This window comes from Roseibium marinum, from assembly GCF_002906165.1.
GTDB lineage: Bacteria > Pseudomonadota > Alphaproteobacteria > Rhizobiales > Stappiaceae > Roseibium > Roseibium marinum.
This window is the reverse complement of record NZ_PPCN01000010.1, coordinates 111,412-134,035: the sequence shown is the minus strand read 5'-3', so window position 1 is coordinate 134,035 and position 22,624 is coordinate 111,412. Positions and strand designations below refer to the sequence as shown.

Here is a 22,624-nt window from a genome sequence, read left to right as displayed (position 1 = left end):
ACGCTGCCTCGGGCGTCTTCTTAAATCCATGAATCCGCTCAAACGCGAGACGCTATAGATGATGGCCAACGCATCATGTCAGTGCAATCCGCGGACGCCGGTCACGCAGCCCGAGGGTCTTTTCCAGGCTATGCCCAACGCGCAAAACCACATCGTCTTCAAAGTGACGTCCGATGATCTGCAGCGACAAGGGCAATCCTTCGCCATCGTAACCGTGGCACATGGCAAGGGCCGGACCGTCCGTCAGGTTGAACGGCCGGGTCATATCGATGTCGACAGCACCGAGTTCGGTGAATTCGAAACCGAGGATTTGCGCCGCTTTTTTGAGGGTCGGCAAGACAAGCACATCCACATCGCGCATGAGCTGGTTGAAGTCAGCGATGACTTCCACCCGCTTTTGCCGAGCGGCCCGATATTGTTCGGTGCTATATGCCTTGCCGTCCTGCAGGCGCGAGCGCGAAACTTCGGTGAGCCGGTCGGGGTAGGCCTCCAGTTCCGCTCTGTGAGCGGCATACTCTTCCGGCCAGGAAATGGCGCGGGCTATATCGCAAAGTTCGTTGAAGTCACCCAGCCGGACATCCGTGCAGGTCGCACCCAGGTCTTGGAGAACATCGATGGCGTTCGCAGTCGCTGCAAGAACGGCGTCATCGACATCGGGATCGTTCTCATAAAAGTGCCGTACCACACCGACGCGCATGCCCTTGATGCCATCCCCCACAATAGGCAGACGAAGCCCGTTCGGTTCCGCATCCGCCGACACCATACCGGAAAGCAGCAAGGCGCAATCCTCGACAGTCCATGCAATCGGCCCGACGCAATCCATGGACGGAGACAGCGGCAAAACACCTTTGGTGCTGACAAGTCCATTGGTCGGCTTCAACCCGGCTACTCCGCACCACGCCGCCGGTGCGCGGATCGAGCCCGCGGTTTCCGTACCGACGGACCCGGCGCAAAGACCGGCGGCGACGGCAACGGCAGGTCCGCTCGATGACGACAAGGTGTCGAGATCGAGGTTCCACGGGTTACATGCCGGTGGCCAGGCGTGGTTGAGCTGCGTACCGCCCACCGCATATTCGCTCATCGCCTGCTTACCGAGGATAACGGCCCCTGCCCCCTTGAGCGCGGCGACCACGTCCGCATCCTCATCGGCAATCGCGTCCCGCCGATGGACAGCCTGAGCGGTGGTCGGAACGCCCGCGACATCGATCATGTCCTTGATGCCTATGGGGACACCATGCAGCGGACCGCGCCAGTTGCCGAGGGCGGTTTCGCGGTCGGCCGCCTGGGCCTCGGCAAGGGCAGCCTCGGTGCGGAGAGTGTTAAAGCTGTGGAGGCGCCCATCCAGCATCTCGATCCGATCAAAGTAGGACCGGGTCACTTCAACCGACGAGACATGCCCCTCGCGAATATGCCGGGAGAGATCGGCAAGCGACAACAAGGTCAGTTCAGCGCTCATGCCGTTTCCTCAAGCTCCAGATGCGCATTGAAGGAAAACCGGGCAATCGGCAAATCCGTACCGCCGTCCAGGGAAAGATCGGCGAGAATTTCGCCAATAACGCTCGTGAACTTGAACCCATGCCCGGAACAGGCGGAGCAGACCACCACCGATGGCTCCCCCGGCAGGCTGTCGATAAGGAAATCCTCACCCGGCAACATGGTGTAGCGGCAGGTCACCGCCCTTACACGCACGGTCGCGACACTTGGCATGCGTCGAGCGGCGAAGGAGTCGAGCATCGCCGTATCGACGTCATTTACCGGGGGCGTCTCCCTGTCGGGATCTATGGGTTCATGGAAATGGGTGTGCTTGCCGATCTTGACGCCGTCCACGCCGATCTGTGGAAAGCCGAAATAGGACCCGCGATCACCCTCGTCCCGCAGTAAACAAGGCATGCGCTGGGGCTGCGCCGCAAAGTCATCCGATGGCCGGTACCACGCCACAACCTGCCGGATGGGAACCGCCCGGCCCGCGACCCGCGGCACCAGTTCCGCTATCCACGAGCCGGTGGCAACAACGACTTTTCTTGCGCGATAGGAGGCAGACGGCGAACGGATCGTCACACTATTTGCGCCTGGTTCAATTGCCGTGACTTTTTCGCCAATATGAAGCTCGGCGCCATCTTCCATCGCAAGCCGCAGGTTACCCCAGATGGCGGTTTCAGGGCGGATATAACCACCGTTAGGATCGAGCACCGCGACTTCACCGCTCTCCAGCACAAAGCCCGGAAAGCGATCCTCCATGGCCGCGCGCTCGAGAATCTCATGAGCCAGACCATATTCCGCGCAGGACTTCAGCATGCCGCCAACAAGCCTGCCGTCCGGATGCCCAATCTGCAGCACACCTGTTTTCGTCAGGATGTCAGCGCCAAGCCGGCGCTCAAGCCGACGCCAGTTGCCGTAGGCCCGCCGCAGCAGCGGCACGTAGGCAGGGTCTTCATGATACCCCAGCCGGATAATGCGGCTATCGCCATGGGACGAACCGAGTTTATGGGCAGGGTGGCGGGCCTCGATGCCCAAAACTTTCCTGCCGCGAGCAGCGATTTCCGCAACGGCCGCGCTGCCCATCGCGCCAAGACCGACGACCACGACGTCGTACATTGCAAGTTCTCCCGATACGCCGTTATTCATTCGAACCACGTTTGAAGTTCGCAAGTTCCGACAAAATGCGCACCCAACTGCGTATCCCCTTGCGAAGCCGCTCGACGTCGTAGCGCTCGTTGGGAGCGTGGATGGCGTCATCTGCGAGAATAAAGCCGGTGACAATGCAATCCACGTTGAGGCTGTTCGTCAGGAGTTCGATCAGAGGAATGGTGCCGCCCGTACCCTTTATCAAAGTTGGCTGTGCCCACTCGCAGTCGAGCGCGCGGGCGGTCGCGGCCACATAAGGACCGGCATCATTCACCGACACTGCCGAGCTTCCGCCACATCCCTCGAATTCAACGCGGCAGCCGACGGGAAGCCCGGCCTCCACAAAACTTCGGAATTTGGCCCGGACGTCTTCAGGCCGCTGCCGGCCGACCAGGCGGAACGACAACCGCGCCGAGGCCGACCCCGGCAGAACCGACCGCTCGCCCGGTCCGGTATTCCCACCCACGAGACCATTGAAATCGATGCCGGGTCTGCCCCACATCAATTCAATCGGTCCATAGCCGCCCCCTTCGTCGGGTCCGCCCGCAACTGAAACGCCCGAAAGCGCTTCCGTGATGTCAAGCGCTTGCCACTGGTCGCGGAGTGCCGGTGAAACAGGCTCGACGCCATCATAAAAGCCATTGATGGTCACCCTTCCCCGGTCATCGTGGATCGAAGCCAGAATCCTGGCCAGCACACGGACGGGATTGACCGCGACATTGCCGAAGTGACCCGAATGGAGATCGCCGTTCGGCGCGTGGATCGTGACCTTCTCATGCAGCAGACCCTTGAGATGGGTGGTGATGGCCGGTCTTGCCGGGGACCACATGTCACTGTCGCTGATGAACGCCACGTCGCACGAAAGGGCATCGCGGTGGATCTCGACAAACTCCGGCAGGCTGGGCGAACCGGTTTCCTCTTCCCCTTCAAGCAGGATGATCGCATCGATCGGCAGGTCGCCCGCGGTTTCCTTCCACGCGCGGAAGGCTTCCAATACAGACCAGACCTGACTTTTGCTGTCGGACGCCCCCCGCGCATAAATCCTCTTCAAGCCGTCTTCGTCTCTGATCGCAGGCTGGAATGGTGGTGTGATCCAGGCATCCAGCGGCTCCGCCGGCTGAACGTCGTAGTGACCGTAGAACAAGGCCTTGACGCCGCCGCTGTCGGAACCCGTTCGTGCCATGACCAGGGGATGACCGGCCGTTTCCACCACCTGAACGTCGAAGCCCAGTTTGCCCAACTCGGATTTGAGCCAATCAGAGCAGGCGAGGATTCCCTCTTTTCCCTCCGGCTGGCTGGATACGGACGGGAAAGTCAGGAAATGAACCAACTTGTCGACGGAGGCCGACATGTTGGTATCCACTTGCTCCAGAATTGCGTCGAGCTTGCTCATGAGGTCTCCGGCGATATCGATAGGATAGGCAAGGACAGTCGTCACAGGTTTGCCCAGGGTACGGACTCATAAATGGGGCCGTGACCTAGGGTCTGTGGACAATTAGGTTTGGGTCGCGGCGCGAGCCGGATTTCGGTGTCCGAACAGGAGGAAAGTCCGCAGTGGTGCCCCCCACCACAAGGACTTTCCGACGCAGTCGGGACCGAAATCCGCCGCGTCTCGAAGAGATTTGGCGCAAAACGCCCATTTCGGCGTCGCAATGTCTTGAAAGCGAACACCCTTCCTGCGACCTTGCTTCTTGAACTGGGCGTTTTGCATCCAAACCTCGACCAAATCCTTATTGTCCACAGACCCTAGAGTACTTTGGAGAGGAACGCCCTGGTGCGGGCCTCTTCCGGATTGGAAAGCACACCCTGAGGCAGGCCGCTTTCGACCACTGCACCTTTGTCCATGAAGATGAGATGATCGGCGACTTCGCGCGCAAATCCTATCTCGTGGGTTACCAGCATCATGGTCATGCCGCTCTTCGCCAGATCCTTGATGACATCCAGAACCTCGCCCACAAGTTCGGGATCGAGTGCCGAAGTCGGCTCGTCGAACAGCATCACCTCCGGCTCCATCGCCAGGGCGCGGGCAATGGCGACGCGCTGTTGCTGACCGCCGGACAATTGGTTGGGGTAGCGGTCGCCAAGTCCGTGCAACCCCACCCGTTCGAGAATTGCTGTCCCGCGCTCCCTGGCCGTGGCTTTGCGCTCGCGCTTGACCTGCACCGGCCCCTCGATGACGTTTTGCAAGGCCGTCATGTGCGGGAACAGATTGAAGCGCTGGAATACCATGCCCGTCAGCCGGCGCTGGCGCGCGATCTGTTTGGGATGCAGGGGATGTAACTTGGCATCGCGCTCGCTATAGCCCTGCAGTTCGCCATTGAGAAAAACACGCCCCGCAGAAATGACTTCAAGCTGGTTGATGCAGCGCAGAAGGGTCGACTTGCCCGATCCCGAAGGTCCGATGGCGACGCAGACCTCTCCCCGGCCGATATTCAGATCGACGCCGCACAAGGCATGCACTTCGCCGTAGAATTTGTGGATGCCACGCAGCTGAACCGCGGGAGTTGAGGCTTTTCCACCGTGCATCAGGCGGTTCCTCCGTTGACCGGCTGACTATCGTGGCCTTTGCCGAAATGGCGTTCCAGATAATACTGCCCAACCATCAGGACGGAGGTAATCGAGAGATACCAGAAGGCGGCCACCATCAGCAGAGGCACCGGCAGATAGGTGCGGTTGGCGATGGCGTTGGTCGCAAACATCAGATCGAGAGTGAACGGCACGGCAAGCACCAGCGACGTCATTTTCAGCATGCCGATCGTCTCGTTGCCCGTGGGCGGGATTATCGTGCGCATCGCTTGCGGCATCAGGATCCGTATCCATATCTTGGCGCGCGACATGCCGATGGCCTGCGCCGCTTCTGTCTGCCCGCGGTCTATGGCCTTGAAACCGGCCCTGAAAATCTCCGTCAGGTAGGCGCTCTCGTTGAAACCGAGACCGAGCACCGCTGCCATCGCCGGAGTGACGATCCACTTCGTATCGACCCCCACAATCTCGGGTCCGAAGGGGATGCTGAGAGACAACCGCGGAAAGAGCACCGAGAACAGGCCCCAGAACAGGAGCTGCGTATAGATTGGCGTGCCTCGAAAAAACCAGATCCAGCCCCAGGAGAGCCCTCGCAGGATGGGATTGTCACTTTCACGCATGATCACAAGCGAGACGGCGACAACGACGGCAACGGTCATGGCCGCAACAGTCAACAACAGTGTCCAGCCAACCCCGCGAATGACCTGCATGTCGAACAGGTATTTGACAAAGACGCCCCAGTGGAAATTCTCGTTCACAGCCAGTTCGGCTGCGATCTGAACGCTCACAATGGCGAGGAAAACGACCGCCACCCATCGCCCCGGATGGCGGCGCGGAACGACATCTTTCGCAATGAAGCGGTCCGTATTGGACCGGGGAGCGCCGGTTGCGCGCTCCCCGGTCAGGCTTGAACTGGTTACTTCAGTCACGTTTTTCTCCCCCGAGGGATTCAGTCCTTGACGTGAGGATTGACCTCAGCCTTGTCGACGGTCACCTCAAGTCCCCAATCTGCCAGCACTTTGGCATAGGTTCCTTCTTCGATCAGTTCATTGAGGGTATCTGCGATCAACTGGCTGAATTCCATATTATCCTTGGGCACGGCGATGCCGTTCAGGCCGGATTCGCCAATGGCTCCATAAGACGGCAGTGTTTCAAGCAGGCCTTCGGAGAGTTTCGCCGCCAGTGCGATCTGGGAGTCGCCGGAAATTGTCGCATCGGCGCCGCCGGCGGCTACCCGGGTCAGCGCTTCGGTCTGTTTGCCGAACGGCAGGATGTTGATCGCTTTCTTGCCGTCCGCAACGCATGCGTCACTGACCTTTTTTACTTCGGTTTCATGCCAGGTGCCGCTCTGCAGGGCGAGCGTCGTTCCGCAATAGTTCTTCGGATCGAAACCACTTGGATTGCCGGTCTTCACGGCCCAGAGACTTCCCGACCGGAAATAGCTGACAAAATTCACAACCTGCATACGCTCATTGGAGATCGAGAAGGCCGAAATGCCGACATCGTATTTGCTGCCGAGCGCGGGCAGGATCCCATCGAACGGCGCCGTCTGGGACTCATATTTGAGGCCCCATTTGGCCGTGATCGCATTGGCGATATCTATATCGATGCCTTCGGGCGTCTGCCCATCGTCACCCGCCAGATATTCCCAGGGAGCGTAGGCATTATCCGAGCCGCCAATCAAAACGCCCGCTTCGCGGATATGCGCGGGGACACGGGCGGCGAGTTCGGGATTTTCCGCAATTCCGGATGTATCGAAATTAGCGGCAAAGGCCGGTGCGGTGAGACCCAGCAGCGCGGCCAAGGCCGCGCCCGAGACAGATTTCAGGCAGGTGCGTTTATCGGGCATTCAAACTCTCCATTTGTCCAGTTTGGTTGTTTTGCAGGCATGCGCGTCCAATCCGGCATCACTTCGCCGCTTCTGGCACTTCATGATCCATTGCTTCGGCCTCTCCATTCGATGAAACGTTTTTACGCACCACCCCAAGGAACCTGTCCAGATCGGCGACAAGATCATCCGCCGCCTCCATGCCAACGCTGAGGCGCAGGATGAATTCGGCTCCGGTCCAGGGTTTGGCGGTGCGCAGGGATTTGACGTCAACCGGTGCAATGAGGCTCTTGGTGCCACCCCAGGATGCGCCGATGGAAATGAGTTCGAGCGCGTCAAGCGCCGGCGGAATATGGACCATTGCTTCGGGGTGAAGTGTGAAACTGAACACACCCGCCGCTCCGGAGAAGTCGCGCCGCCAAAGCTCATGGCCTGAGAAACCCGGCAACTCCGGATGCAAAACAGCTTCGATCAAAGGCTGCTCCTGCAGCCATTTGGCGATTTTCAAAGCGCCGGCGGCCGAATGCGCGAGACGTACCGCGAGCGTATCGATGCCACGCGCCACCAGAACGCAGTCGTCGGGCGAAGTGCCGATCCCCAGTCGCCCAAGCACCGCTTTCAGATCCAAACCCAATTGCTCGTCGCGGACCGTGATCGATCCCATCAACAGATCGGAATGTCCGCCGAAATGTTTGCTCAGGGCTTCGACAACGATATCCGCTCCGTGTTCAAGCGGCTTGAAATTCAGGGGAGACGCCCAGGTGTTATCGCAGCCAACCAGCGACCCCTTTGCGTGCGCCATGCGAACAATAGCCGGCACGTCCTGCATTTCCATTGTCACCGACCCCGGAGACTCGACCCAGACCAGCCGGGTTTTTGTTTCAAGTTCCTTCTCAAGGGCCTGAAGGTCGCAAGGGTCATAGAAAACCGTCTCGATACCAAGTGCGACAAGCTCATGTTCGGCGAAGTCGCGCACGGGCCCGTAGACGGCGTCAGGAATGAGAACCCTATCGCCGGTTTCCACGACACCGAGGATCGAACAGGTTATGGCGGCCTGCCCGGAAGGCGCCAGCAATGTTCGCGCGCCCCCTTCGAGCTCGGTGATCTTCTTCTCGAGATAGCGGTGTGTCGGCGTGCCGTAGAGCCCGTAGATATAATCGTCGGCACCACGTTCGAAACGAGACATGAAGGACCGCGCGTCCGGATAACGGATAGTTGAGGCGCGATAGAGCGGCACCGTCAGGCTGTCGAAGCCCTCAACGCTTACCGGAACTCTTGTTACGCAACGCGTTTTGTCCTGCATTCACTGCACCTTTGCCAACTTTTCCAATTGTTGACACAATCAAGTCTATTCAGTCTAATATTAAATTAGACGAATTCTATTCCATATAGTTATAGATTGAATTCCATGGATGTGCGGCAGATCGAGGCCTATCAGGCGGTCATGACCTACGGGACCACGTCCCGAGCGGCGGAGGTTCTTGGCATCTCGCAACCGGCCGTCAGCAAAGCGATCATGACGCTGGAGCGATCCATCGGGTTCAAGCTTTTCGACCGGGAAAAGGGCAGGATGATCCCGTCGGCGGAAGGGCATTTATTTTTCCGGGAAGTGCAGATTTCCTTCGCCGGGCTCGCCAAACTGAGAAGCGCCGCTGCTCGTATCCGGGATTATGGGTCCGGCGATATCCGCATTGCATGCCTGTCGGCCTTCAGCACGAATATCGTGCCAAACGCAATCGGACGTTTTCACCAGACCAATCCCGAAGTCGCCGTTTCCCTCTATGTCAGGGCGTCATCGGCAATCCGCGATATGGTCGCAGCCAATCAGCTTGATATCGCGATCGCGGCCGACGAGATCGATACGACCGGTGTCGAGGCAGTCCCGTACGCAACGATCCGGGCCGCCCTCGCCGTCTATCCGGGACATCCGCTGGAACACAAGGCCGAAGTCGAACCCGCCGATCTTCATGAACTTCCGTTCGTGGCCCTCGCGCCGGAAGACACGACCAGAAGAGAAGCCGAAACAGCCTTTGCTATGCATGGCGCCGCTCCGCGAATTGTCGTCGAAACAGCCTATTCCTCCGTGGTCTGCGCCCTGGTGCTTGCGAGACTTGGATGCGGGATCGTGGATCCGGTAACGGCAACCGGATATCTGGAGCGCGGCCTTGTTCTCAAACCACTCAAACCGGCCATTCACTTCAGAACGCTGCTTTTGTTTCCACCCAAGAAAAAATCAAAACTGGTCGAGCAAATGGCAAAAGCGCTGCTTCAGGAACGTGAGAGCCTGTCGCTGGAATAGAAAAATGCCGGGTTTGCCAACGGCATATTGGACCGGTTTTGATTTCCCGGTGTTCACCTGGCGACATAAATCATTGATTTACTTGACGATGCGGATGCTGCCGGTTGTGCTTCAAAGCCGGCATGCGTCGTATTTGACAGCCTCCACCTCACATTCTTCCGCGTGGCCCAGTCCAAGATCGCCACCAAATACAGAAAGCCACTCCTGACCGGCACGAAGGTGATGTCTGAACACCAAACCTGATCGGGCCGGTCAACCAAACTCTATCCTGGCAGATAGGGATGCAGGGGTGATGGGGATGCGGTTGACTGGTTCCGGGGCACTTGTAAATCAACCGCTTCGAACCCCTTCTTCGCCATTCAACGCCTGACTCGAGGACGGCCGACGATAATGCATTCCCGGCGCAGACAGGCAGCGATCTGACGGCTTCCGGAGAACGGGTAGTGTGAACACCCGATCGATTTGCTTCATCGGCATACGGGCGGCTTTACAAACATCTCTTTGACAGCCCCACGTCCTCAACCTATCCTGAACATAATTCTAGAAAGCTCGCGTAAGACGTGCTGGAGGGCGATCATTTTTTTGCCGGGTTTCCGGCAGTGTTTCCGGTTGCCCATTTATTTTACATATCTGCCCGGACTGGCAGCCGAAGCAAAATCAGCGAGGAGGAGGTCACACAGATGACGCCGGCTCTGATCTGCTCGGATAATGTGCTTGTTGCAAAGCTGCTCGCAGAACAGCTTTCGGGTTCATTCGGCTCCACCCGCATTACGATCGCGACCTCCGCCGCCGAGGCTCAAGCGATGATCTGCGAAGATACTTTCAGCGTCATGCTCGCCGATGCCTCCACCGAGGAAACCATTCCTCTGGTCCGGGAAACCTGTTCCGAAACGGCGATCCATTGCCTCGTCTTCGGCCTGCGCAGAGATGCCGCGCAGGTGGCGGCATTTGCCGAGGCCGGGGCGATCGGTCTGGTGCTGCGTGAAGCCGACCTGTCTGAAATAGGCAACGCGCTCCATTCGGTCAGCCGCGGAGAGTGCGAATGTTCGCCCTGGGTCGCCTCCGCCCTTTTGCGCCTCGTGGCGGGCAAAAGCCGGAAACCGGCACAGGTTTCCGCCGACCAGTTCACCTCGCGCGAAGGCGAGATCCTCCGTCTGCTCGATGCCGGGCATTCAAACAAGGAAATCGCCCGCGAACTTTCAATCGAACTTGCCACGGCCAAGAACCACGTCCACAACATCCTGCGCAAGCTCAATGTCCCGTCCCGTGGCAAGGCGGTGGCGGAACTTCGTTCCCTGGGGCTGATCGAGGCCATCGGCAGCGAACAACGAAGATTGTAAGGCCGCTCCCGGAGCGTAGCCGACAGCGGCCCGCTTCCAACGTGTATCGGATGCCGGCCCCTCCCGGGCGGACGTCATTTCTTCCCGACAGTGTCGGCTTGTCCTTCAAGAAACAGCCCGTCTGCGGACACGCCCCTTCTCCAGGGGCAATGGTCGTCCGGCGATGCCGTCTTGACCTTATTTCCAACGCGCACAAAGATCCACCCACCGAATGAACCTTCCGGTGCAGATCCTTTGGACCTTTTCGTTTGTGCATTCCGGGTTCCTTCCACAGCGCTTTATCGTGCTTCATCCTTCCCCTGGTAGTTGCTGACCCGTGTCCCGACATAACGGCCACGTGCCGGCAAGCGTAAACCATCCCCCTACAACCAGCCTGAACGCTTAACGTTTGAACCCTACGGTCCGGATACTGCGACCCCCGGGCCTGAACCACCCGGACTGTCCCGAGCCGGGACCCATGGTTCGGATACCCCGGTTCATTTACACAAGCCCCTCCCCGCGCCACCCTTCACCGAAAGCAGGAGGCTGCAATGCGGGTCGGAGTTTTCATCTCCAAATCAAACCAGATGCTGCATGATCTCGTCGTCGGCAGGCTCGCCAATGAGCCGGATCTTGACGTCGAAACTCTGCCACGCGACCCGGCATCGGACGGCCACGCACCGCTCGGCGCGCATGACTGCTCGGTGATCATCTTTGCTTCATCCCCCGACGGTGCGCGCGACATTGGCGATCTGAAACCCCGGCTCGGGCAGAACTGCATTGAACTGCTCGATGACGGCCGTGCCGCGGTTGCCTGGACCGTCTCCGCAACCGCGCGGCCGGTCAAACTCGACGCGTCCGGATCCCTGCCCGAAACCGTGCGCCGGATCGGCAGGAAAGTGCTCGCGTCATGAGTATCGTCCGGCTCCACGACTTTGCTGCTGCCTGGTCCGTCGCGGGAAGCGCGACGGCAAGCACCGGATTGTCGGGCCCGCACGAAGATGCCCCCGACGCACAACGCTTCGGCTTTCCCGTCCCGGCAGCGGGCGACGAGGTCTTTGTCATACCGCCCGCACCGGTGGACCTTTCGTTCGAGACCGAGTTGCGTTTCTGGATCCGCGTGCCGCGCACTTCCACCGCCGGCTTTCCTGTGCTTTTCGGCTACACGGACGCCACAGACGCTCCGGGCACGGAGCGGCTGTGGCGTGTGCCGGTGGCGCGCCCCGGCAGGTGGGAACAGGTGCGCATCGGGTGCATGCAGGAAAACCGCGCCGCCGTCGACCGGTTATTCTTCCGCCCCCTCGGCTCCGCTCCGGTGACGGCGGATCTGGGTGAACTTCTGGCCATGCGCCCCGAAATGACACTTGACGTGGAGACCGCGCTTTCGGCCCGCATTGCCGCCAACACAGCCTTGGGCGACCTCGCCGCGCTGCCTGTCACCTCCCCGGCGGCGGCAGGCGCGACGCAGGTACAGATCGCCGACATTCCCGGGCTGGTCGCCGGCAGCCTTGTCGAGATCGACGATGGCGGTGGGTCGGTTCAGCAGGCCACGCTTGACTCGGTCAGTGCCGCCGGTGGAACGGCGACACTGACTCTCGGAGGCGGTGCGGCGCTCGCGGTGCCGCTGGCCGTCGGCACGGCGAGCGTTACCGGGTTGATCCGCATCGACACCGACCCTTACAACAGCGCCGCGCCGCAACCTGCCGCCGTCCGGCTGACATTGCTCGATGCACGCGAAGACCGCAGACGCACCCATTACGTGACGTTGACCGACAGCTTTCGCCAAGGTCCCGGCGGCGCATTGACGGTGTCGGAGCGCCCGCACCCGCGCGGCTGGCTGCTCGACTACCAGCTCACAAGCGAAGCCCCGCTGCGCACCCAGCGTCTGCGCCTGCTCGACCAGCTCTCCCAGGCACTGAACTTCGACCGCCCCTTGCGCGTCGGCGGTGTGATGAACCAGCTCGAAATGTTTCTGCGCCCGGACCTGCCGCGCCAGCGCACGGCCCTGCACCCGGAAACCTTGCACTTGCGCATAAGCGCCGAACAAGAAGCCGGCTCGCGCCGCCATGCGCGCGTCGTTGACACCATCGATACGGCCGTCGTGCCGGAGGGCGCGCCCGCCGAAGCGGTGCGGATCGCGTAAGGAGAGGCCCATGCGCCAAGGAGACGGATCATGAACACAATTGTCGGCGTCAACGTCTTCGAACAGGCACCCGCGCTCGGCGCTGCGGTTCAGCCCGCGCCCACCTCTGTCATCGCCGTTCTTGGCGTTTTCGACAGGGGCCGGCCTCACCACCCGGTACGGATTGCCGGACCTGAGAAAATCGAGGCGGCCTTCGGCCCGGTGCGCACCGACGCGGTCTCCGCGCTCGCCATGGTCCACTGCTTCGGGAACGGCGGACGGGAGATCGTTGCCGCCCGCGTGGTCGCCGCGGCAGCGACGCCCGCCTCGGTGATGCTGGATGACGCACAGGCCGCACCCGCCCTGCGTCTGCGGGCCGGTGACCGGGGTGTCGAAGACCCCGGCCTGTGGGGCCGCCGCCTCTCGGTGATCGTGTCGGACGACCCCGCCTTCACCGGTGCGCTTGCAGCCGATGCCGCCGCCACGGACACGTCGGTCACCCTTGCCAGCGTCGCGGGTCTGGGCGTCGGCCAGACCTTGCGTTTCATCGACGACCCGGGCGGCGGACCCGTCACGCAATACAGGCAGATCGTCTCCATCGACCCGGCCACGGGAACGGTCACTTTCACAGACGGGCTGAGCGAGCCGCTGACCACGGCGGGAACCACGGTGATCAGCACGGAATTCCGGCTGCGTCTCTTCCACCGCTCCTCCGAGGCCGCCCAGCCGGCGATGGTGGAGGATTGGCGCGGCCTTTCCATGACCCGGACGCTTGCCGGCTATGCGCCGCCCCGGATCAACGACCCGCTTTCGGGTTCGCGGTACGCGATTGCCGACGACCGCCGTCCTGCCACGACGACGGCAGCCACGCAGGAAGCCTTGCCGGCCATCGCGGAAACCGGGTTCTCCGGCGGGTCCGAACCGGCCCCGTCCGCGAGCGACTATATCGGCGACGCCGCCTCCCGCAGCGGGCTCCACGCCTTCGACCGTGAGGCCGTCCAGCTTCTGACGCTGCCCGATGTGCACAGCCTTTCCGCGCCCGGCCGGCAGTCCGCCGTCACCGCCGCCATCGGCTACTGCGAGAACCGCAACGACTGCATGTTCCTGGGGTCCCTTCCCGACCGCGGCGGTGCCTCGCCCCGCCCGCAGTCTCCGGCCGACTACACCCAGTCCGAGGCCGACTTTGTCGCCGCCGTCGAATCCTATGTCACGGCGTTCCACCAGCCCAAGAGCTTCGCCGGCTTCTACGGCCCCTTCGGCGCCGTCGAGGATCCTCGTGCCACCGGCCCCGCCAGCCGCCGGATGATCCCGCTCTGCCTGCCGGTCGCCGGTGTGTTCGCCGACGTCGCGCTGCGCCGCAGCATCTTCAAGGCCCCGGCGGGCGCCGGAGCGCAGTTGCGCGGTATCACCGAATTGTCGGCCCATCTGACGGATGCACAGAACACCCGGGTCGTGCGTACGGCTCTCGCCAACATGGCCAGACGCGACGATGTGCTCGGCCTGCACATTGCGTCCTCCCGCACCGCCAGCACCGATGCGCGATGGTATTTCGTCAATGTGCGGCTGTTGTTCAACTTCGTCGTCGCCTCGCTGCGCACCGGACTGCGCGGGTTCGTACACGAGATGCATGACGAACGGCTGCGCCGCCGCGCCATCTCGTCGGTTTCCGGTTTTCTCGACGGACTGCGTCAACGCGGAGCCTTCGCCACTGACGATGCCGAGCGCGCATACCGGGTGAAATCCGATTCCGACAACAACACCGCTGCCAGCATCGCTCGCGGAGAGCTGAACATCGATGTCGAGATCAATCCGGCCCGGCCCGCAGAGCAGATCAACCTCCGGGTGGGCGTGACGCCTCTCGGTGTGTCGCTGACCGAGAACTGAGGAGGTTCAGATGAATGTCATCGGCGTAAACGTCCGTGAGGTGGAAGGTCGCGCGCGGCCCATCATCGCCCCGGGCGAGACCGGCAAAACAGCTTTCCTGATCCGCTCCCGCCGCGGTCCCGCCCACACACCGGTGACGGTGCACGGAGTCGCGGAATTCTCCAGGGTCTTCGGCGGACTCGACACCACGACACTGGGTGCCGCCGTCGTTGCCAGTTTCTTTGACAATGGCGGTTCCGAAGCCACCTGCGTGCGGGTCACACGGCCCGCTGCCAGCGTTGCACGCCAGGTGCTGACCGACCGGACCGGCGCACCGACGCTGCGGGTCGAGGCCGGCTGGCACGGTTTGCGCAGCCCCGGCGCCTCGGGCAACACGCTGCAGGTCACCGTCGTGGACAACCCCCTCGGCAGTACCGAGGTACCGCCTCAGGTGCTCAGCGCCAACGCCGCCCCTTTCCCGCTCACCGACGGCGACACCCTTGACGTCAGCATCGATGGCGGCGCGGCCCAGACGGTGACCTTCCAGGCCGGCGCGTTCGAGAACATCGCCCAGGCGACCGCCGAGGAGGTTGCCGCCGCTATCCGCCAGGACGCGCGTGAAGCGCTGTCATTCGCCGCGCCGGGCGGACGGGTGATGATTGCGGGCCGGAACGCCGGCCCGTCGCGGCGTATCGCCCTTTCCGGAGATGCGGCCACGACGCTCGGCTTTACCGGCACTACCGCCGACAGCGACGCAGGACTGGAGGACGCCACCGTCATAGCGCTCCGCGGTTCCGCAGGCTTCGGCACGGGCCAGGCCGTACGCATCTCCACACATGGCCGTGTTACCGGCGCGACACCGCTCGCCGCAACCGAAACCATCGCCGACGGGGCGTCCTTCAGCGTCACGGTGGATGGAGGCATTGCCGAGACAGTCACCTTTGCCGAAGGCGGGCGCATCGCCGACCTCACCAATGCCACGCCCGACGAGGTCGTGGCCGAGATCAACCGCCAGTCCCGGGGCTTCACCGCGGGCCTGGCACCCGATGGTGCACTGATGCTGTGGTCCAACAGCCTGGGAGCTTCCTCCACAATCTCACTCGCCGCCGGCGGCATCGACCCGCTACCCGCGCTTGACCTTGCCGGCCAGGTGCCGGAGACGGGCCTGACAGCCGAAACGGCCATCGCCGAACGGTCCGACGCGGATTCCTGGATCCGGATAAATCCCGCCCTTCCCAACGGCAACCCGCTGCCCCATGGCTCCGTCAGGGCCGCGACGGCGGAGGTCGACATTGCCGTTGTCGAGAACGGGGTCGAACTGGAACGCTTCACCTCCGTTGGCATGGAGCCCGCTTCGACAGTCTACGCGGTGGACGTCGTCAACGACGCGCTCGCGGGATCGGACCGTATCCGGTTGCTGGACCTCGCCTCGGGCTCGGGGCTCGGACGCAATCTGCCCGCGGCGGTCACCCGCAGCGCGATGACCACCACCGGCAGCGACCCGGCACCCCTCGATGTGGATTATGCGGGGAACGCGGCCAGCCGCACCGGACTGCATGCGCTCGACACCACCGACTTCGAACTGCTGGCGTTGGCGGACACGACCAATCCGGCACCCGCCGCCGACGCGATCGCTTATTGCGCGGCCAGGGGAACGGCCATCGCCATCGTTACCGGCCCGGCGGACGCCGATCTCACGGCAATGATCGATTTCGCGGCTCCGCTTCGTGCGAGCGTCTCCTACGGCGTTGCCATCTGGCCGCACGGACAGGTCGCCAATCCTCTCGATACCACCGGCGCGCAGCCGCTGCGCACGATCCCGCTGGCGGGCGCCTATTGCGGCATGCTCGCACGTGTGGGCCGCAACAGCGGTGTGTGGACGTCACCGGCCGGCGCCCGCGCGGCCATTCTGGTCACCGGCCTCGTTCCCGGTTCGCAGGTGACGGATATCGAACACACCGATGCCGCGGTTCGTGGCGGTGTCTCGGTAATCCGCGCCTTGCCCGGCCAGGGCATCATAGCCGATGCCGCACGCAACCTGTCGACCAACCCTGCCCTGCGGCTGGTTTCCCAGCGCCGGCTGACCAACCTCATCAAAGTCAGCCTGGGCCGCGGCTTGCGTCTCTTCCTGCAGGAGCCGATCACCCCGCGCCTTTTCGCCCAGGTTCGCGACTCGGTCGGAGCCTTCATGACAGGTCTGTGGCGTGGCGGTGCCTTCGGTACCGAAGACCGCGAAGACGGCTTCGTCGTGCTCTGCGACGAAACCAACAACCCCGAGACCCAGACCCAGTTCGGCTTGCTGGAAGTCGAGGTCCGCTTCCGCACGCCCTCTTCCGCCGAATTCGTAGTTGTCGAGATTTCCCAGTCCCCGGCCGAAACCGTCGCGGCAGAGAGATCGTAACGCCCGTCCAAGGAGAACACAGTCATGCCATCGGTTCCCTACGAACAACCCGCACCGATTGCCAAGTTCCTGGTTGAGGTGAACGGCCAGCAGGCCAGGATCAACAAGGCCGGTCTGCCCGAAATGGAGGTGCAGACAGCCGAGATGGTCAACGGCGGCGACCCTTTCATCAAGAAAGTCGTATCGGGTCCGGCAAAAGCCGGTGAGCTGGTCCTGACCCGATACATCGACGGGTCCTCGGAAGACGTCCTGTTCCGCGATCTCTTCAAGCAGACCTTCAACCCCACAGGTCCCTCCTCCGCTTCAGATGAGCGCACCACCATTGCGGTGATCAAGCTCAACGCCTCGGGCAGCGAGGTCGAGCGCAGGATCTATCACGACTGCTTTCCGACCAAATGGAGCAAGGTCGAACAGGATGCCGCCTCGTCCGATCTCGAAACCGAAGAATTCACCTTCGCGGTTGACTGGTGGGAGGTCGTTTGACCATGCAACAGATTGCACCGATCGAAACCGAAACGGCCCGTCCCGTCGCGCGCATGGGTCATGAAGTAACGCTGCCGGTCGGCTTTACCGACGAAGACGGCACGCGCCACGTCAAGGCCCGCATCCGCAAGCTGACCGGCAACGAGGAGGCCATCCTGGCCGATCCGCGTCTGCGCCAGAACACCGGCAAGCTGGTTACCGAACTGCTTGCCAGCGCGATACGCGAGATCGACGGCGTGGAGAAGGTGGGACCGAAGGTTACCGCTGCCCTGACCTCCGCGGACCGCAACTACCTGCTTCTCGAGCTTCGCAAGATCACGTTCGGCGCCGAGCTGGAAGCCCGCTATGTCTGCCCTGCCTGCAGCGAGCGCTTCGAGGCGGTGGAGGATCTCGGCCTTTTCGAATGCCGCACCAGCGAAGACGGCGAACCGGTCGTGGAGGTGGACCTTGAAGACGGCTACGAGGACCGCGACGGCGAACTGCATCTGCGCGCCCTTTTCCGCCTGCCGACCGGCGAAGATGAGGAGAAGGTTTCCGCCGCGATGAAGCAGAACCCCTCCCGCGGGGTCAATCTCCTGCTCTCGCGTTGCCTGAACAGCCTCGGGTCCCTGCCCGAGAACAAGTTGAAGGGCCTGGGCGCGCGCATCTTCTCCGACCTCACCATGAGTGACCGGTCGCTGATCGAGCGGGCAATGCGCTCCGACGCGCCGGGCGTGGATCTGCGCCATCAGGTGGACTGCCTGGCATGCGGACACGACTTCGAGGTCAATCTCGACATGACCAATTTTTTCTCGCAGCGGCAAAGGACCTCCGCCGCCTGAGAAGCGAGGTCTTTAACCTGGCCTATCACCTGCACTGGGGAAACAAAGAGATCATGGATCTGGCAATGGACGACCGGCACGCATATCTGGAGCTGCTCTCCGACCAACTCCAGCGCGAGGCGGCTGCCGCCAAGAGCGGGCGGAGGTGAGACGCGATGCCGATCTCGCTAGATGAAGGCTTCGCCGGCGCGCTTGGCGTCGAATTCGGAGCCGGCGCCCAGATGGCCGACCAGCTTGACCGGCTCGGACGCGCGCTGGAGCGCCGGCGCGACCCGCTGACCCGGATCGGCCTCGACACTTATGAAGCCATCCGTGAAATGGCCGCCGCGCTCCAGGCTCCGCCGATCTTCGTCACACCGGTGCGGGTCGTGAATCTCGGCTTCCTCGAACTGATGGCCGGCGGCACCTTCGTCTTCGCCATCCTGATCTATCTCAAGCTCGACCAGATCTGGCGTTCGCTCGGCGCCGTAAACGTCAAGCTCAATCAGATCGGCAGCTATCTCTCGATCCAGACCTCGGCGCTGCTGGCCCTGATGGGGGACGTTGCCGGTCTGCTGCGCTTCGCGAGTGTGATCACCGGCTACCTGTCGCTGATTTCCCAGATCCTCCTCGCGATCCTCGGCGCGATCAAACTGCTTATCGGAGCCACATGGCGGTTGTCGGTCGAGTACGTCTTCGACATCGGCCCGAACCTGCGATCGATCGATCTAGGCGACCTGATCCTCGATCTCGCCGCGCTGGTGGGACTCATGACGGCCATGGCGGTACTCGGCGGACCGGCCGGTGCCGCGCTTCTCATTTTCGGCATCGGCGCGCTGGTGGCCGCGCTTGGGATCCATGCACTCGCCGCGGCGCTCAAGGAACTTCCCGAGATGAGCGAGCTTGCCAAATTAGCCGGCTTGCTGGTGCTCCTTTCCATATTCGGCGGGCCGGCCGGCGTCGCGCTCCTTGTCCTGGGCGTCGGCGCCCTGGTCGCCGCTCTGGGCATTGCGGCCCTGGCCGGCGCGCTGCACCTCATGCCGGAAGGTGCCGCCGACCTGATGATGTGGGCAGCCATTCTGGTGGCCGTGGTGGCCGCGGTGCTTCTGGCCTTCGCGCTCCTGCTCACCCGCGGAAAGGCAATCGTCGGCGTCATCGTCGGCGTCGCCGCTTCACTCGTGCTGCTTTACGGCATCGCCGGAGCGTTGCAGCTGATGCCGGACAACACGGGTGAGCTGGTGAAATCGCTTATCCTGCTTGGTGTCGGACTTGTGCTCCTGATGCACTTCTTCAAGAACCTCAAGGGCGACGATCTGCAGAATATCGCCCTCGGCCTGCTGGCTCTCGCCGGTTTTCTGCTGCTCACCGCCGCCGCTTTCCGCATCTTTGACGAGACCGCCATTCAGGCGATGGAAAAGATGCCCGCACTCTTCGAGGCGCTCAACGCGCTGGCCGAGAACATCGTCGCGCAACAGAGCAATTTCGAGACCATCGCCAAGGGACTGATCGGCATCGTGCTGTTCGTCGGACTTCTCGGTCTCGCCCTGCGGCTCTTTCCTGACGACGCCGCACCGGCAATGGAGGCCATGGCCCAGGTCTTTCAGCAACTCACCGCCATTGCCGACAAGATCGTCGAACTGGCCGACAGCGGCAAGCTGGAGACCGTGGCCGCCGGCCTTCTGGGTATTGTCATTTTCATCGGATTGCTGGGGCTGGTGCTGATGCTCTTCGACGAGCAATCGATCCAGGCCGCCTTCGCCATCGCCGCCGTTGCCCAGTCCTTCGCATCGCTCGCCACCGCCCTGGCCAGCATCGACCCGGCGAATTTCTGGACGATCGTGGGACTGCTGGCCGCCCTTGCCGCGACCACGCTTGCCGTCGGCCTCGCCGCCCAGATCGGAGGTCCGCACCTGTCGGCGCTGGCCGAGGTGCTGCGGGCGATGGCCGACCTGCTCAACACCGTCGCCAGCAATGCCTCCAGGCTGGCTGAGGCGCTTCGCAATCTGCCCTCGATCTCGCTGCCGTCCCTGCCCTCATTGCCTTCGATATCGCTGCCCGGAATGGCCACCGGCGGACCGGTCAACAGCACGGGCCCCTACATGCTGCATGAAGGCGAATATGTGCTCAACCCGGGCCAGACCCGCGCGATGGCCGAGGGCGGCGGGGTAGCCGGCGCACCGAGGGCCGACAACTCGGTCTCTGTCGGGGCTGTCAATATCACCGTGTCGGCTCAGTCCGTGGACGAGGGTTCCGTACCCGCGCTCGGTGATGAGATCGTGCGCCAGATCGCAAGCCGGCTGGCGGAACTGAGCCGCGACGACGCCTTCGCGCAAGGCGTCAGGGCGGAGGCAGGCTGAGCGATGACCAACCATCCCTTCAAACCTTCCGTCACCCAGGGCTCGCTGCGCGCCCGCAATGCCGCGCCGCCGATCGTCGCCTATTTCCAGTTCAATCCCGAAAAGATCTCCGACCGGCGCACCGTCACCTATGCGGACATCGACGCACCCGGCCAGATCCTTCCCTTCCGGCAATATGTCAGGGGGGGCGAGCGCAGCCTGTCATTCCGCGCCGAGATCGCGGGTGTGCTTGCCGCCAATAACGGGCGGATCGAGATCGGCGAGGACGGCGACATCAGCGGCGAGATTGCCAAGTACCAGGCCCTGCTCTACCCGCTCAACCCATCCTGGCGGTCCGCCGGCATCAGCCAGGCGGCCACTTTCGCCAGCACGCGGGAGTTCCGCTCGCCGCCGGTCTGTGTCCTCTCGCTGGGCACGCGCGTGCTCGACTGCATTTTGAGCGACCTGACCGTCGAAGAGACCATGTTCAACGCCGCCCTGCTGCCGGTCTCGGCCTCGCTCCGGATGACGATAAAGGAGATCGTGCCCTATGGCGCGCCCGATCTGACCGTTCCCCTGGGAGGTGCGGCATGACCGTCTCGCCAGGGTCCCGGCAGGCCACTCTGCCGGTCGTCGAAGTCACCGGTCCCGATGGCCTTCCCAGACGGGTAAGCGGATTGCGCCTGCTCCGCCCCGAGCCGGAAGGCAGGCTGGTCGAACACGTGGTGACCTCCGGAGAAACAGTGGATTCGCTCGCCCGCCTCTATCTCGGCGACGAGAGGCTCTGGCCGGCGATCCTCGACGCAAACCCGCTGTTGCATCCCTTCGACATCCAGCCCGGCCAGACCCTGTCGATCCCGTTGCCGGCCGGCCCGACCCGCGCCGGCCGGGCGAGGAGGTTCTGATGCCCGTCCTCGCAAGCTTTCTTTCGGTCACTCTTGAAGGTATCGACATCACCGACTGGGTGACCGCCGCATCGGTCACCGAGGACGACCGGCGGGCGGACGAGGTCACCGTCACCGTCGCCGACCCGCAGCTTTTCCTCGCCGACTGCCTGATCGAGGGGTCGGAGATCGAGGTGGACCTCGGCTATGCGGAACCGAACGGACACGCTCTCCTCATCCGGGCGGTGGTGACCAAGGTGGAGGTTGGCTACGGCACGAACGGTCTGCCGCAGGTGTCGCTCAAGGGGTCCGACGGCTCGATCCGCATGGGCTACGAGGAGCGGAAAAAGAAGTGGAAGGACACCACTGTCACCGCGATCGTGCGTGAGATCGGAGAGCGCCACGGCTTCACCGACATCACCGTCCGGCTGGATCCCGATCCGGATGTCGACCGCAAGCCGCTTCATCAGGATGGCAAGACCGATCTCGCGTTTCTCCAGGAGCTTGCGCGCAAGTACAAGGCCAAGTGCTTTGTCGAGCTGAACGCCGACGGCCAGGAGGCGCTTTATTTCATCCCCGAGCGCGACGTGCTCGCCGCCCGCCGGGTGGACCGGTTGCCGCTCCGCTACCGGCTCGGCCCCGGATCCAACCTCTTGAGCTTCTCCGCCAAGTTCGACGTTTCCTTTGTCGACCGGCAGAAGGCGCTGCACGACGTCGACGACGACGGCAACGACATCGTCGAGTCCGAGGACACGCCGCCCGAGATCCATATCTGGTACCTCGACCCGACCCGCCTCGCGGTCGCCAGTCCTGCCGACAGAACCCGTATCGAGGCACTCTACACCGCGGGCACCGCCCGCAAACGCGCCTTCCAGGCGGAGATCGCCGCCCGTCGCCTTACCGCGGGAGAGGTCCGCCGCGATCCCGTGGAGGTCTCCCGCCGCAACGCGGCCGAACCGACACGCACCCTCGGTCAGTCCGGTTCTGGCTCGGTCATCGCAACGATCTTCATGCGCGCCAAGTCCATCGTCACCATTGACGGCTGCGCCGAGCGCGACAACGGCGAATGGTACGTCAACTCGGTGACACACGCGGTCGGCACCCGGGGCTTCACCACCAGTTTCAACTGCACGCGCTAAGG

The 22,624-nt window shown here is 62.7% G+C and carries 20 protein-coding genes; 12 read left to right on the top strand and 8 right to left on the bottom strand.

The genetic code is table 11. The features are described from left to right. Nucleotides 1-73: 73 nt before the first annotated feature. From CLV41_RS20345 to CLV41_RS20310, 7 genes are all read right to left on the bottom strand, one after another. Entirely contained in the window at nucleotides 74-1,456 is a 1,383-nt protein-coding gene (locus CLV41_RS20345; RefSeq protein ID WP_103224263.1) for an amidase, read from the bottom strand. After that, nucleotides 1,453-2,595, bottom strand: a complete 1,143-nt coding sequence (solA, locus tag CLV41_RS20340) for an N-methyl-L-tryptophan oxidase (protein ID WP_235867202.1) — start codon at nucleotides 2,593-2,595, stop codon at nucleotides 1,453-1,455. Before solA ends, CLV41_RS20345 begins: the two co-directional genes overlap by 4 nt. 22 nt (nucleotides 2,596-2,617) lie before the next feature. Next, nucleotides 2,618-4,018 (bottom strand): M20/M25/M40 family metallo-hydrolase, encoded by a 1,401-nt coding sequence (locus CLV41_RS20335; RefSeq protein WP_103224381.1) that lies wholly within the window; start codon nucleotides 4,016-4,018, stop codon nucleotides 2,618-2,620. Between the two features lie 353 nt (nucleotides 4,019-4,371). Continuing rightward, entirely contained in the window at nucleotides 4,372-5,151 is a 780-nt protein-coding gene (locus CLV41_RS20325; protein ID WP_103224260.1) for an amino acid ABC transporter ATP-binding protein, read from the bottom strand. Next, the gene (locus CLV41_RS20320; protein WP_235867201.1) at nucleotides 5,151-6,077 is read right to left on the bottom strand and encodes an amino acid ABC transporter permease; all 927 of its coding nucleotides are present in this window, start codon (nucleotides 6,075-6,077) and stop codon (nucleotides 5,151-5,153) included. Before CLV41_RS20320 ends, CLV41_RS20325 begins: the two co-directional genes overlap by 1 nt. A gap of 20 nt (nucleotides 6,078-6,097) precedes the next feature. After that, nucleotides 6,098-6,997, bottom strand: coding sequence for an ABC transporter substrate-binding protein (locus tag CLV41_RS20315; RefSeq protein WP_103224259.1), 900 nt, complete (start codon nucleotides 6,995-6,997; stop codon nucleotides 6,098-6,100). Between the two features lie 58 nt (nucleotides 6,998-7,055). Then, on the bottom strand, nucleotides 7,056-8,279 hold the full coding sequence (locus CLV41_RS20310) for a trans-sulfuration enzyme family protein (protein ID WP_103224258.1): 1,224 nt from the start codon (nucleotides 8,277-8,279) through the stop codon (nucleotides 7,056-7,058). 105 nt (nucleotides 8,280-8,384) lie between these two features. On the opposite strand from CLV41_RS20310, the gene CLV41_RS20305 reads away from it, so the two are divergent. Continuing rightward, nucleotides 8,385-9,275, top strand: a complete 891-nt coding sequence (locus CLV41_RS20305; RefSeq protein WP_103224257.1) for a LysR substrate-binding domain-containing protein — start codon at nucleotides 8,385-8,387, stop codon at nucleotides 9,273-9,275. Nucleotides 9,276-9,328: 53 nt separating this feature from the next. On the opposite strand, the gene CLV41_RS28405 is transcribed toward CLV41_RS20305, so the two are convergent. Next, nucleotides 9,329-9,535, bottom strand: coding sequence for a DDE-type integrase/transposase/recombinase (locus CLV41_RS28405; RefSeq protein WP_408014138.1), 207 nt, complete (start codon nucleotides 9,533-9,535; stop codon nucleotides 9,329-9,331). A gap of 420 nt (nucleotides 9,536-9,955) precedes the next feature. Here CLV41_RS28405 and CLV41_RS20300 point away from each other — a divergent pair, with 420 nt between their 5' ends. From CLV41_RS20300 to CLV41_RS20245, 11 genes are all read left to right on the top strand, one after another. After that, nucleotides 9,956-10,615 (top strand): response regulator transcription factor, encoded by a 660-nt coding sequence (locus tag CLV41_RS20300; RefSeq protein WP_146048613.1) that lies wholly within the window; start codon nucleotides 9,956-9,958, stop codon nucleotides 10,613-10,615. A 530-nt stretch (nucleotides 10,616-11,145) separates the two neighbouring features. Beyond that, on the top strand, nucleotides 11,146-11,508 hold the full coding sequence (locus CLV41_RS20295) for a hypothetical protein (protein ID WP_103224255.1): 363 nt from the start codon (nucleotides 11,146-11,148) through the stop codon (nucleotides 11,506-11,508). After that, nucleotides 11,505-12,737, top strand: a complete 1,233-nt coding sequence (locus CLV41_RS20290) for a hypothetical protein (protein WP_103224254.1) — start codon at nucleotides 11,505-11,507, stop codon at nucleotides 12,735-12,737. Before CLV41_RS20295 ends, CLV41_RS20290 begins: the two co-directional genes overlap by 4 nt. A 30-nt stretch (nucleotides 12,738-12,767) precedes the next feature. Continuing rightward, entirely contained in the window at nucleotides 12,768-14,600 is a 1,833-nt protein-coding gene (locus CLV41_RS20285; RefSeq protein ID WP_103224253.1) for a phage tail sheath C-terminal domain-containing protein, read from the top strand. Between the two features lie 10 nt (nucleotides 14,601-14,610). Then, nucleotides 14,611-16,980 carry a hypothetical protein gene (locus tag CLV41_RS20280; RefSeq protein WP_103224252.1) on the top strand — a complete coding sequence of 790 codons (2,370 nt, stop codon included), beginning with the start codon at nucleotides 14,611-14,613 and terminating at the stop codon, nucleotides 16,978-16,980. Between the two features lie 24 nt (nucleotides 16,981-17,004). Continuing rightward, the gene (locus CLV41_RS20275; RefSeq protein WP_103224251.1) at nucleotides 17,005-17,463 is read left to right on the top strand and encodes a phage tail protein; all 459 of its coding nucleotides are present in this window, start codon (nucleotides 17,005-17,007) and stop codon (nucleotides 17,461-17,463) included. Nucleotides 17,464-17,465: 2 nt separating this feature from the next. Then, nucleotides 17,466-18,284, top strand: a complete 819-nt coding sequence (locus CLV41_RS20270; RefSeq protein WP_103224250.1) for a T4 family baseplate hub assembly chaperone — start codon at nucleotides 17,466-17,468, stop codon at nucleotides 18,282-18,284. 155 nt (nucleotides 18,285-18,439) lie between these two features. Next, complete coding sequence (locus tag CLV41_RS20260) at nucleotides 18,440-20,620, top strand: hypothetical protein (protein ID WP_103224248.1); 2,181 nt, start codon at nucleotides 18,440-18,442, stop codon at nucleotides 20,618-20,620. Nucleotides 20,621-20,623: 3 nt separating this feature from the next. Next, nucleotides 20,624-21,193 (top strand): CIS tube protein, encoded by a 570-nt coding sequence (locus CLV41_RS20255; protein ID WP_103224247.1) that lies wholly within the window; start codon nucleotides 20,624-20,626, stop codon nucleotides 21,191-21,193. Then, nucleotides 21,190-21,504, top strand: coding sequence for a LysM peptidoglycan-binding domain-containing protein (locus CLV41_RS20250; protein ID WP_103224246.1), 315 nt, complete (start codon nucleotides 21,190-21,192; stop codon nucleotides 21,502-21,504). Before CLV41_RS20255 ends, CLV41_RS20250 begins: the two co-directional genes overlap by 4 nt. Continuing rightward, nucleotides 21,504-22,622: a phage late control D family protein gene (locus CLV41_RS20245; RefSeq protein ID WP_103224245.1), complete on the top strand. Its 1,119-nt coding sequence runs from the start codon at nucleotides 21,504-21,506 to the stop codon at nucleotides 22,620-22,622. The genes CLV41_RS20250 and CLV41_RS20245 overlap by 1 nt, the downstream gene beginning before the upstream one ends. The last annotated feature ends 2 nt before the right edge of the window (nucleotides 22,623-22,624 follow it).

What these genes read in the sequence shown, in the direction of transcription:
- CLV41_RS20300 (WP_146048613.1), top strand. Translation starts at nt 9,956, where the DNA reads ATGACGCCGGCTCTGATCTGCTCGGATAATGTGCTTGTTGCAAAGCTG.
- CLV41_RS20310 (WP_103224258.1), bottom strand. Translation starts at nt 8,279, where the DNA reads ATGCAGGACAAAACGCGTTGCGTAACAAGAGTTCCGGTAAGCGTTGAG.
- CLV41_RS20335 (WP_103224381.1), bottom strand. Translation starts at nt 4,018, where the DNA reads ATGAGCAAGCTCGACGCAATTCTGGAGCAAGTGGATACCAACATGTCG.
- CLV41_RS20245 (WP_103224245.1), top strand. Translation starts at nt 21,504, where the DNA reads ATGCCCGTCCTCGCAAGCTTTCTTTCGGTCACTCTTGAAGGTATCGAC.
- CLV41_RS20260 (WP_103224248.1), top strand. Translation starts at nt 18,440, where the DNA reads ATGCCGATCTCGCTAGATGAAGGCTTCGCCGGCGCGCTTGGCGTCGAA.
- CLV41_RS20250 (WP_103224246.1), top strand. Translation starts at nt 21,190, where the DNA reads ATGACCGTCTCGCCAGGGTCCCGGCAGGCCACTCTGCCGGTCGTCGAA.
- CLV41_RS20270 (WP_103224250.1), top strand. Translation starts at nt 17,466, where the DNA reads ATGCAACAGATTGCACCGATCGAAACCGAAACGGCCCGTCCCGTCGCG.
- solA (WP_235867202.1), bottom strand. Translation starts at nt 2,595, where the DNA reads ATGTACGACGTCGTGGTCGTCGGTCTTGGCGCGATGGGCAGCGCGGCC.
- CLV41_RS20285 (WP_103224253.1), top strand. Translation starts at nt 12,768, where the DNA reads ATGAACACAATTGTCGGCGTCAACGTCTTCGAACAGGCACCCGCGCTC.
- CLV41_RS20325 (WP_103224260.1), bottom strand. Translation starts at nt 5,151, where the DNA reads ATGCACGGTGGAAAAGCCTCAACTCCCGCGGTTCAGCTGCGTGGCATC.
- CLV41_RS20275 (WP_103224251.1), top strand. Translation starts at nt 17,005, where the DNA reads ATGCCATCGGTTCCCTACGAACAACCCGCACCGATTGCCAAGTTCCTG.
- CLV41_RS20295 (WP_103224255.1), top strand. Translation starts at nt 11,146, where the DNA reads ATGCGGGTCGGAGTTTTCATCTCCAAATCAAACCAGATGCTGCATGAT.
- CLV41_RS20280 (WP_103224252.1), top strand. Translation starts at nt 14,611, where the DNA reads ATGAATGTCATCGGCGTAAACGTCCGTGAGGTGGAAGGTCGCGCGCGG.
- CLV41_RS20345 (WP_103224263.1), bottom strand. Translation starts at nt 1,456, where the DNA reads ATGAGCGCTGAACTGACCTTGTTGTCGCTTGCCGATCTCTCCCGGCAT.
- CLV41_RS20305 (WP_103224257.1), top strand. Translation starts at nt 8,385, where the DNA reads ATGGATGTGCGGCAGATCGAGGCCTATCAGGCGGTCATGACCTACGGG.
- CLV41_RS20255 (WP_103224247.1), top strand. Translation starts at nt 20,624, where the DNA reads ATGACCAACCATCCCTTCAAACCTTCCGTCACCCAGGGCTCGCTGCGC.
- CLV41_RS20290 (WP_103224254.1), top strand. Translation starts at nt 11,505, where the DNA reads ATGAGTATCGTCCGGCTCCACGACTTTGCTGCTGCCTGGTCCGTCGCG.
- CLV41_RS20315 (WP_103224259.1), bottom strand. Translation starts at nt 6,997, where the DNA reads ATGCCCGATAAACGCACCTGCCTGAAATCTGTCTCGGGCGCGGCCTTG.